The 8,982-nt window shown below is 73.4% G+C and carries 7 protein-coding genes; 3 read left to right on the top strand and 4 right to left on the bottom strand.

The window, feature by feature from the left end:
* Positions 1-544: 544 nt before the first annotated feature.
* Complete coding sequence (locus RKE29_RS24730; protein WP_312007832.1) at positions 545-1,000, bottom strand: lamin tail domain-containing protein; 456 nt, start codon at positions 998-1,000, stop codon at positions 545-547.
* Between the two features lie 1,151 nt (positions 1,001-2,151).
* Between RKE29_RS24730 and RKE29_RS24725 the strand changes: the two genes are divergently transcribed.
* Positions 2,152-3,393, top strand: coding sequence for a hypothetical protein (locus RKE29_RS24725; protein WP_312007831.1), 1,242 nt, complete (start codon positions 2,152-2,154; stop codon positions 3,391-3,393).
* Positions 3,394-3,608: 215 nt separating this feature from the next.
* On the opposite strand, the gene RKE29_RS24720 is transcribed toward RKE29_RS24725, so the two are convergent.
* Positions 3,609-3,977 carry a transposase family protein gene (locus RKE29_RS24720; RefSeq protein WP_312007833.1) on the bottom strand — a complete coding sequence of 123 codons (369 nt, stop codon included), beginning with the start codon at positions 3,975-3,977 and terminating at the stop codon, positions 3,609-3,611.
* Between RKE29_RS24720 and RKE29_RS24715 the strand changes: the two genes are divergently transcribed.
* Complete coding sequence (locus tag RKE29_RS24715) at positions 3,906-4,274, top strand: hypothetical protein (protein WP_312007834.1); 369 nt, start codon at positions 3,906-3,908, stop codon at positions 4,272-4,274. The genes RKE29_RS24720 and RKE29_RS24715 overlap by 72 nt on opposite strands.
* Positions 4,275-4,578: 304 nt before the next feature.
* Here RKE29_RS24715 and RKE29_RS24710 read toward each other — a convergent pair whose 3' ends face one another.
* Positions 4,579-6,042: an MFS transporter gene (locus RKE29_RS24710; protein ID WP_312007830.1), complete on the bottom strand. Its 1,464-nt coding sequence runs from the start codon at positions 6,040-6,042 to the stop codon at positions 4,579-4,581.
* Complete coding sequence (locus tag RKE29_RS24705) at positions 6,039-7,850, bottom strand: LLM class flavin-dependent oxidoreductase (RefSeq protein WP_312007829.1); 1,812 nt, start codon at positions 7,848-7,850, stop codon at positions 6,039-6,041. The genes RKE29_RS24710 and RKE29_RS24705 overlap by 4 nt, the downstream gene beginning before the upstream one ends.
* Before the next feature lie 514 nt (positions 7,851-8,364).
* On the opposite strand from RKE29_RS24705, the gene RKE29_RS24700 reads away from it, so the two are divergent.
* The coding region (locus tag RKE29_RS24700; RefSeq protein ID WP_312007828.1) for an aminodeoxychorismate/anthranilate synthase component II at positions 8,365-8,982 on the top strand (618 nt) is incomplete at its 3' end.

Below are 8,982 nucleotides of genomic sequence, written 5' to 3'. Positions count from 1 at the left end.
GTGGAGTTCGTCGGTGCCCATCGCGCGCGCACCGGCTCACCGCGGACCCGGCGGCGCGGTCGCCGCGGCTCGCCAGGGGTACCTCGACCGACGGCGAGGAGTCCGCCCCCGCCGAGGCGGAGGGCGGTCCGTAGCGGCCGGTCGGCGGCTGCCTCCGGAATGTCACGGGTTCCAGCGGAAGCCGTGACGTCCCGGCGGCACCTGGCATGGGTTCGCCCGCACTCTCGCCCGTCCAGGCGGCCTCCGCCGACCCGGAAGGACACCGTGTACGTAACGGCCGCTGCCGCGCGGCCCCGGCCCCGGCCCCGTGACGGTGCGACCGGGTGCCCCGGCAGCGGTCTCTGCCGCGGTGCCCAGGGCGCCCTGGCAGAGGAACCACGTCTGCAAGGCTGTCCAGTTTTCCCGGGTAGACGACACCGCACCCGGCTGGTGCGGTCCCGGGTGTGCGGGGCCGCTGCCGACGTCGCGGCCCCGCACACCCGCAGGATCTCGGCGCACGGCACCACGCGCCTTCCGAGCAAGGCGCGTGGTGCCGGCTGGCGGTTCAGCACATGACGTAGTCGGCGCGGGTGGAGTTGTACGAGCACCTGTCCACGGTGCTTCCCGACGACCTGCGCAGCGTGGCCGTGTCCCGGTCGTTGTTCCACACGTAGGCCGACCGGCCCTGGTACAGGTGGGCCGTGGTGTTGCGGCCCTTCCCGGTGTGCACCGTGACCGTCCTGCCGGCGCCGAGGGTGTACGCGCCGAAGGTGTACCGGTGGTTCGCGGCGTCCGTCAGCGTCCAGCCCCTGAGGCTGACACCGCGGCTGGTGCTGTTCTTGATCTGCACGTATTCGCCGTTGAGGCTGGCGTTGGACCTGGTGTCGCTGCCCGGGCTGTCGTAGTAGATCTTGTGCAGGTGGACGGAGCCGGCAGCCTGCGCCTGGGCGGGCAGTAACACCATGCCGACGGCGGCTGCCGCGACGAGGGCGGCAGCGGTGAACGTGCGGGTGTGCGTCATGGATCGTCCTCACCGATCAGGCCGGGCACCCCCCAATATCGGGCCCGGCGTGATCGAGAGCTTAGGGGCCTGACGGCTGCCGCCCGGTATCGGCACAGAACCGGGCAGGAAACACATAGGTAACGGGCTGACAGGTAAGAGAGGTCGGGGTCTTCCCGCTCGTTCGTCCATGGCCGGGCAGCCGGGCCGAGCACCGCAGCATGTTCCGCTGGGTGTCGTCGATGACGGTCTGGACGGGATGAAGTCGCCGTCGGAGGTCTCGGTCCTGCCGGTCAGCGTGGGGTCCGCGGAGGTGCGACTCGTCTGCCGGTCGGCGGAAGTGCACGGGCTGCGGCGTCGACGTCAGACCGGGCGTGCAGGTCGCCTGTTCCTGGCCCGCGCAGAGGACGTAATCGACGGTGACGGCGTGGGCGGCGGTTGCCGGTCCCGCCGGTGGGAGAGCCGCAGCGCGCAGCAGCGCCGCCGCCGCTGAGGCGGGCGCGGTTCTCCTGGTCTTCAGTGCCCTCGGTACGCGCGTGGCAGACCCCTTCGTCCGAGGCGGGGCACGGTGGCCCCGTCGAATACGGCCGTGGTCACCCACGCGGCACGCCGTTGACATGCCCGTACAGGGGCGCACAGACGCCACCCGAGGCGCGCAGGGCAACCGGACACCTCCCGACCAGTGAGACGTGCCATCGAGCAGCGGTCGTCCGACTCCTCGGGCACGCCTTGGGTCTGACTCGGTCCCGCTCGTTGAGGGTGCCTTCTCCAGGGCTTGCGCTGGTCGGCGGCGAGCGGGGCAGCGAGGCGGGGGCGGCAGCCCTCCTGCCTGGCGATCAGCACCGGCTCAACGGGCGTGCTCCCGGCCGAGCGTTGGGCGGGGCGTCTTCCAACGAGCCGCGCAAGAGCGGGACTCGGCCTGCCCGGCGTCGCTCACGGCTGCGGGCCGGCGGGCGCCGCCGACGCGCACGTCTGCGACAGGTGTTCGCCGCGGGCCTGGTCTGCCCAGCTCTCCCGCCCGATCCGGGGCAGTGGCGCGCGCTTGGGCGCGCGGGACCCTGCCGAGCGCCGCCGGGCGGAGCGGGCTGGAAACAGCCCGCGTCGATCGATCACCTGGCGGGGAGGATCAGGCCGGTGCGCTCGGCACGGATACCACGAGGCAAGGGGAGTGCATGGGGTGGAGGGACGATCTCGCCGCGGTCCGCGAGGAGCTCGACGAGGTGCGCACAACGGTCGCGGTGGTGCACCAGACGCTGAGTAACCCGGCGGCCGGGCTGTCCGCGCTGCACGCGGACGTGGACCAGACGCGGATGAAACTCCTGGAAACCGTCTCCGGTGGGACGACCGGGCTGCGTGAGGAGAACCGGGAGCTGCGCCGCCGCCAAGAGAAGATGCTCAGCGACCTGGCCGATGTGCGTCGCGAAGTCCAGGCCCTGGTCCTGCGCCTGGAAGCGGTCCTGCCCGGCAGCCGGCCCGCCGTCCCGGCCGGGCAGGACGCCCAACCCGCGCCGGAGGCTCCGGAGACGGAGGACACCGAGCGGGAGGAAGCCGCGCGGACGGTGCCGCCCGGCTCCGGCGCGCCCGGCCCCGGGCCGGTGTCCCCCGGCAGTCTCGCCGGTGACGACGCGCCCCCGGCCCTGCCCGCCGCCGGTGCGGCCGAGGGCCAGCCGACCAGCCCCGCCCCGCAGGAGGAGACGCCCGTGCCCGACACGCCCCGCCCGGACCATGCCACCACGCCTGAAGCCCGGGCGCAGCGGTGGCAGGCGGTGAAGGCCGCCGCCGAGAAGGCCTACCACGCCGAGACCGGCGACGGGGAGGACGGCGTGCCGGACGGCGGCGTGCAGGCCGGACCGGACCCCGCCGCGGTGCCAGAGGCGACCGGCCCCGTCCCGGAGGGTGCCGGGGACGTGGCGCACGGGGTACTGCTGCTGAAGGCGGCCGCGGTGTCCTCGGCCACCGTGGTCTGCCACCGGGACACCTGGGAGTTCCTCACCGACCAGGCCGCCGGCCACCCGCACTTCCGCACCCCGTCCCAGGTCCAGGACACCGGCCAGGGCCGTATCGAGGCCGACGTCTCCGGCCGGTCCCTCATCGCCGTCCTGATCACCCTGTGGGACACCCGCCACCGGCCCGCCACCGCCGTCGGCGGAGACTGGGCCCTGGCCGCCACCCTCTACCACCGGATCGGAAGCGAGCTGCAGAGGGTCAGGCCGGGCACCGCGCGGCGTACCACCCGCATCGTCCTGGACGACGGCACCGCTGCCGACGGCATCAGCAGCCAGGACGGGAGTGCAGGCGGCAACCTGAACGGCCATGCGGTCGACTCGGGGCCGGCGGAGCCTGCCGAACCGCGGACCAGCACGCCGCGGGCGGCCGCGCGGCGCGGCAGCAGGCCGGCACGCGGCGCGGCGTAAGCCGCGCCGCCACGGTCGGCACGGCGGCGTCACGGCCCCGCCGGTGAGGCGCCGGCCGAGTGCGAGGCGGTACGCACGGCCGGCGCGGCGCGGGGCCCGTTGCCGTCCCGGCGTGAGCGAGTACGGGTCCCGGCGAGGATCTGGTGGCGGCGCGGCGGGAGCCGGGCCAGGTGTGGACGGGGGGCTGCCGTGGCCGGTGGAGCCCTCGCCGGGCTTCACCGGCTCCGCCCCGGGCGGCCGCACCGGCACCCGCTCCTGCCCGCCGCCTGGCACCGCGCCCGTGAACCCCTCCCACCCACGGAGCTGAGGACCCGATGGCGCTCGGCCGCCAGGAGTGTGAGCCCTTGACGGCCGCGCCCTTCACACGCCGGTCGGGGCCACCGGGGGCTAACGAGCTCGTGCACGGACGGTGCACCCCCGCTCGGCAAGCAGGGGCCGCACCTCGCCGACGGCCCGTTGATGGTGGAGCGGTCCACGCCGAACCAGCAGGCCAGCACATCGTGAGCAGCCCCGTGACGGAGGTGGACGAGGGTGGCCAGGAGTCGGTCGACGAACACCAGCCGGTGCTTCGCGCCGGCGCCCATGGCCCGCTTCCGCGGTCGGCAGGCAAGTCTGGCCTGGTGACGCTCATGCCACAACGGGCCTACCTCGGCCACCAGTTCAGCGATCACATCTGCCGACAAGCCCGTGATCCGGCGGTTACTGATGATCACTGCGCGAGTCGTGTTCCCCACCACCCGACCATGGTCAACCATCAAGGGCTCGACGTCTCACCGCCTACCGTGCACGAGCTCGTTAGGAGCCGTTCAGGTCCGTACGCGCCGCTGGATCTCGGTCAGGATCGCGGCGCGTTCCGAACACTCGCACGCATGGATGCGTGATGTCAGTCAACCGGTGACAGGAAAACGTGCGTCATCGATAAGGTCCGCTTTATGAAGGCAGGTAGGGGGGGATTTCGATGGGGCGCAGCCGTCTGCGCCGCACGGCGCGCCGCCGGTCCGGCCCGGCTGAGACGGCGGGACCGGACCGCACGCCGCCGGGGCGTGCAGGTGCGGGTCGCGGGCACGCGACCGGACCCTGGGATTCCAGCAGCTCGNGGCACGCGACCGGACCCTGGGATTCCAGCAGCTCGGCCGGTGGCGCTACCGGGCCCGCGGGCCCGGTAGCGCCACCGGCAGGACACCCTCACCGGCCGCGGCCCGCTCCGCCCGCCGTCACCGGTTCGCGCCGGTCCTGCTCGGAGCGTCCCGCTGCCTGTCCTCGGGCCACCGCCGCGGCCAGCACCACCGTCACCACGGCCAGCCCGGCGAAGTACAGCAGCGCTCCGTGGAACCCCGCCAGCACACCGCCGTCCCGCCCGGCGCCGAACACCGCCCCGGCCGCCATCACCCCGACGGAGTTCGCGACCTGCTGCGCCGTCGCCAGCAGCCCCGACGCCACTCCCGACAGCGACGCGTCCACACCGGACAGGACGAAACGGATCAGCACCGGTGCCACCATTCCGGCGCCCAGGCCGTTGACCACCAGGAACACCGTGACCAGCGCCCCGGCGGGACGGAACTGGCCCAGGCTCAGGGAGCCCAGGCCCGCGTAGCTCACGGCCATCAGCACCGGCCCGCAGGTGGTCAGCCATACGGCGTGGCGCGCCCGCACCCGGCCGCCGGCCACCGAGGCCACCAGGAACGCCGCGCCCAGCCCCGCGTACAGACCCGCCGACTCCAGCGGCGCCAGCCCCGCGCCGTCCTGGGCCGTCTGCGACAGCACCACGTAGAACGGCACCTGCGTGCCGAAGAACACCAGGCACAGCACCAGCCCGGCGCCGAAGGTCCACCGGCGGAACAGGGCGGTGTGCAGCAGCGGGGCCCCGCCCGCGCGGGTCAGCCGCCGCTCCCACAGCACGAAACCGGTGCCCGCAGCGGCCACTACCAGCAGCGCGGGCACCGCCCGTCGCGGCCCGCTCCCCGGCAGCGACCAGGGCAGCACCGCCGCGGCCACCGTGACGGCCAGCAGCGCGGCCCCGGGCAGGTCCAGCCGTCCGCGCCCGGCCCGCGCCCGGCCCGCGGGCAGCAGTCTGCGGCCCGCCACCAGCACCGCCGCGCACACCGGCACGTTCACCAGGAACGCCGACCGCCAGCCGCCGGCGGCGATGTCCAGCTCGGTCAGCACGCCGCCGCCCAGCTGGCCCAGTGTCGAGCCCGCTCCCAGCACCGCACCGAACGCCCCGACCGCGGCGCCCCGCCGCGCGGGCGGCAGGATGAGCTGGATACCGGCGAGGACCTGGGGGAACAGCAGCGCCGACCCGATCCCCTGCACCGCCCGCGCCGCCACCAGCACCTCGATCGAGGGGGCCAGCCCGCACCCGACGGAAGCGGCGCCGAACAGGCCGACACCGGCGAGGAACACCGGCCGGATCCCGTACCGGTCGCCCAGCCTGCCGCCCGTCACCAGCAGGCTCGCGTACGACAGCCCGTAGCCGGCCACGACCAGGTAGGCCTGCGCGTCCCCGGTGTCCAACTCCTGCCGGACCACCGGCAGCAGCACGTTGACCACCGAGATGTCGAAGATCGCCAGGAACTCCCCGACCAGCAGCACGCACACCGCGAGCACCGCCCCGCCGCCCCCCGGCGGGCCCGGGGTGGACCCGCTCACCCGGCTCCTCCCCCCGCCGTTCCGGCACCCCGGCTCAGCCGCAGCAGCCGGTACTCCACCGCGTGGTCCCGCTCCCGGACCTCCCGGGCCGCCACGGGCCCCAGGGCCACGCCCGCGTCACCGGCCAGCCGCCGCAGCAGTTCCACGTCCCCCCGGCTGCTGAATCCCAGCAGGGCGCTGCCGCCGGGGCGCACCCGGTCCAGGGCCTCGCGCAGGAACGCCCGGTGCGCCCGGTAGCCGGGGTCCACGTAGGCCAGGTCGTGCAGGGTCAGCCGGGTCAGCGTCTCGGGCGCGAGCACGAAGTTCGAATGCCAGAACACCAGGTCGAACGTCTCCCGCGGGGGCAGCGCGGCGAACATGTCGCTCTCCTGGCACCGCACGCGCCCGGCCACCCCGTGCCGGGCCGCGTTGGACTCGGTGTTGCGCACCGCGTGCGGATTGACGTCCGTCGCCACCACCTGCGCGCAGCCCGCCAGCGCGGCGCTGACGGCGATCACCCCGGCGCCGCAGCCGATCTCCAGCATCGACCCGCCGCGCGGGAGGTCCAGCAGGTTCAGGAACACCTCGGTGGACGCCGAGTAGACCGGCGGGAAGACCTCGTCGAACAGCGCCCAGTCACGGTCCGCGAGCCGGAACTCCGCCGGCCGGTCGCGGCGGCCGCGGCTGTCCCGGCTGCGCTGGAGCGAGCGCTGGTAGTCCCGCGCGACAGAAGCGGAATCGGTCATTCCCACCCCTCGCACCGCGCCGGGGACGTCCGCCCGCAGCCGGGGCAGCGCCTTCTCACCGAACAGGACCACCGACTCCCGGGCCAGCACCGGGTCCAGCGTGGAGAAGTTCACCTGGAGGCTGGCCACCTCGAAGCCACCGCAGCGGTCGTGGAACTCCCGCACCTGGTCCACGATGTCGTCCGGAGTGCCCACCAGCGCCGCCGAGCGGGCGAGCACGCTGTGGAAGTCGTCCGCCGCCAGCTTCTCGATCATCTGCCGGTAGCCGGGGTAGTCGGCACTCGACACGCCGCTGGTCCAGTCCGAGGCGGCGGCCGCCAGGCTCCGCAGGTAGGCGTTGACCGGTTCCTCGGCCCGCGCTCGGGCCAGCTCCCGGTCGGGGGCGCAGTGCATGTGGAAGGCGAGCATCACCCGGCCCCGCCCCGGATGCCCCGCGGCCTGCCACGCTTCGCGGTAGACCTCCAGGTTGCGGCGCATGGCGTCGGCGGCCAGCGGAATGGCCATGATGCCGCAGCCCAGTTCCCCGGCCGACCGGAAGCTGTGCTCGCTGGAGAGTGCGGCCACCCACAGCGGCGGGTGGGGCCGCTGCGTGGGCCGCGGGAGGGACGTGGTGGCCGGGAAGGAGTGGAAGCGGCCCGCCACGGCCACGTCCTCCTCGGTCAGCAGCCGCCGCACGGCGTCCACACCCTCGTCGAACCGGGCCCGGCTGGTGTCCATGTCCACGCCGAACCGCTGGAACTCGTGCGGCAGGAACGCACGGGCGAACCCCACCTCCAGCCGTCCCCCGGAGACGGCGTCCAGCATCCCGATCTCGCCGGCCAGCTTCAGCGGGTGGTTGAACGCGGGCAGCACCGCGCCGGTGATCAGCTTCAGGTTCCGGCTGCGGGCCGCGGCGGCGGCCAGGAACACGATCGGGTTCGGCGAGTAGCCGCCGTACTGGTGGAAGTAGTGCTCCACGATCCGTACGTGGTGGTAGCCCAGCCCGTCCGCCAGCTCCACCAGGTCCAGACACTCCGCGAAATACCGCTCCGCGGGTTTGACCCGGTGGTCCACGTCCGGGAAGAAGTTGATTCCGACCTCCATCGGCGATGCCCGTCCCCTCCGCCGCCTGACGCCCCGTAAATAATGCCGGAAAAATGCCGGACCGACACCGAGCCAGCTCATCCAGCAGAGCAGGAACGCATACACCCCGTCAAGCCGGACAGAATTTCGCGTGAAAAACGGTCCCGACCGCGTTGTCCACCATGTGGTCGCGGATTCATGGGACACCTTGACACCGGGTCAGAAGGATCCACATCCTGTCGTTAGATCGCTGCCGAGGGCACCGGTAGCCGTATCGCACGGGGGCCCGCCCGGGCAGCGGTCACGGGAGGACTGCCATAGGGGGAAAATCGAGCCGCAGCCTGTCCAACGGCTGACCTGCCGTTCCGGGCTGTTCACGGGCCGCGCCGCGGATCTTCACGCAGGTGACCGATGACATGCGATCGCGGTGCGGCGGCAGCACACGCACTTTCCCATCGAAAGCGGCCACCGCAGCGCGAACGCGCGGGCCGCGCGCTGGGACCTGCCGATGCGCCGAAATACGGGGGAAACAACGGTGCGCACTCTGCTCGTCGACAACTACGACTCATTCACCTACAACCTTTTCCACTATCTGGCCGAAATCAACGGCAGCGATCCGGTGGTGCTCCGCAACGACGAACCGTGCCCTTCTGCCGGAGAACTGCGGGAATTCGACAACGTGGTGGTCTCCCCGGGGCCCGGCACGCCCGAACGCCCCGAGGACTTCGGCATATGCCGGGAGATCATCGACAGCGGCGGACTGCCGCTGCTGGGCGTCTGCCTCGGCCATCAGGGAATATGCCATGCGGCCGGAGCCGCCGTCCGGCGGGCGCCGGAAATCCGCCACGGCCGGGTGTCCCCGGTCATGCACACCGGAACGGACCTGTTCGCCGGGCTGCCGTCGCCGTTCGACGCCGTCCGCTACCACTCCCTGGCCGTCGGCGACCTGCCGGAGGAACTGGAGGCCCTGGCCTGGACCCCGGACGGGGTGCTGATGGGCGTACGCCACCGGCACCGCCCGCAGTGGGGCGTGCAGTTCCACCCCGAGTCGGTGTGCACCGAGCACGGTCACCGCCTGCTGCGCAACTTCCGCGACCTCACCGCCCGGTGGCAGCGGCGACCGGGCCACCGGCCGCCGCGCCCGGCCGCCCGG

This window comes from Streptomyces sp. B1866, from assembly GCF_031932565.1.
Classification (GTDB): Bacteria; Actinomycetota; Actinomycetes; order Streptomycetales; family Streptomycetaceae; genus Streptomyces.
Note: the sequence above shows the minus strand (reverse complement) of the source record. Positions and strands in the feature narration are given on the sequence as shown.

Coding starts and splice junctions, on each gene's coding strand:
- RKE29_RS24730 (WP_312007832.1), bottom strand. CDS start 1,000: ATGACGCACACCCGCACGTTCACCGCTGCCGCCCTCGTCGCGGCAGCC.
- RKE29_RS24725 (WP_312007831.1), top strand. CDS start 2,152: ATGGGGTGGAGGGACGATCTCGCCGCGGTCCGCGAGGAGCTCGACGAG.
- RKE29_RS24720 (WP_312007833.1), bottom strand. CDS start 3,977: ATGGGCGCCGGCGCGAAGCACCGGCTGGTGTTCGTCGACCGACTCCTG.
- RKE29_RS24705 (WP_312007829.1), bottom strand. CDS start 7,850: ATGGAGGTCGGAATCAACTTCTTCCCGGACGTGGACCACCGGGTCAAA.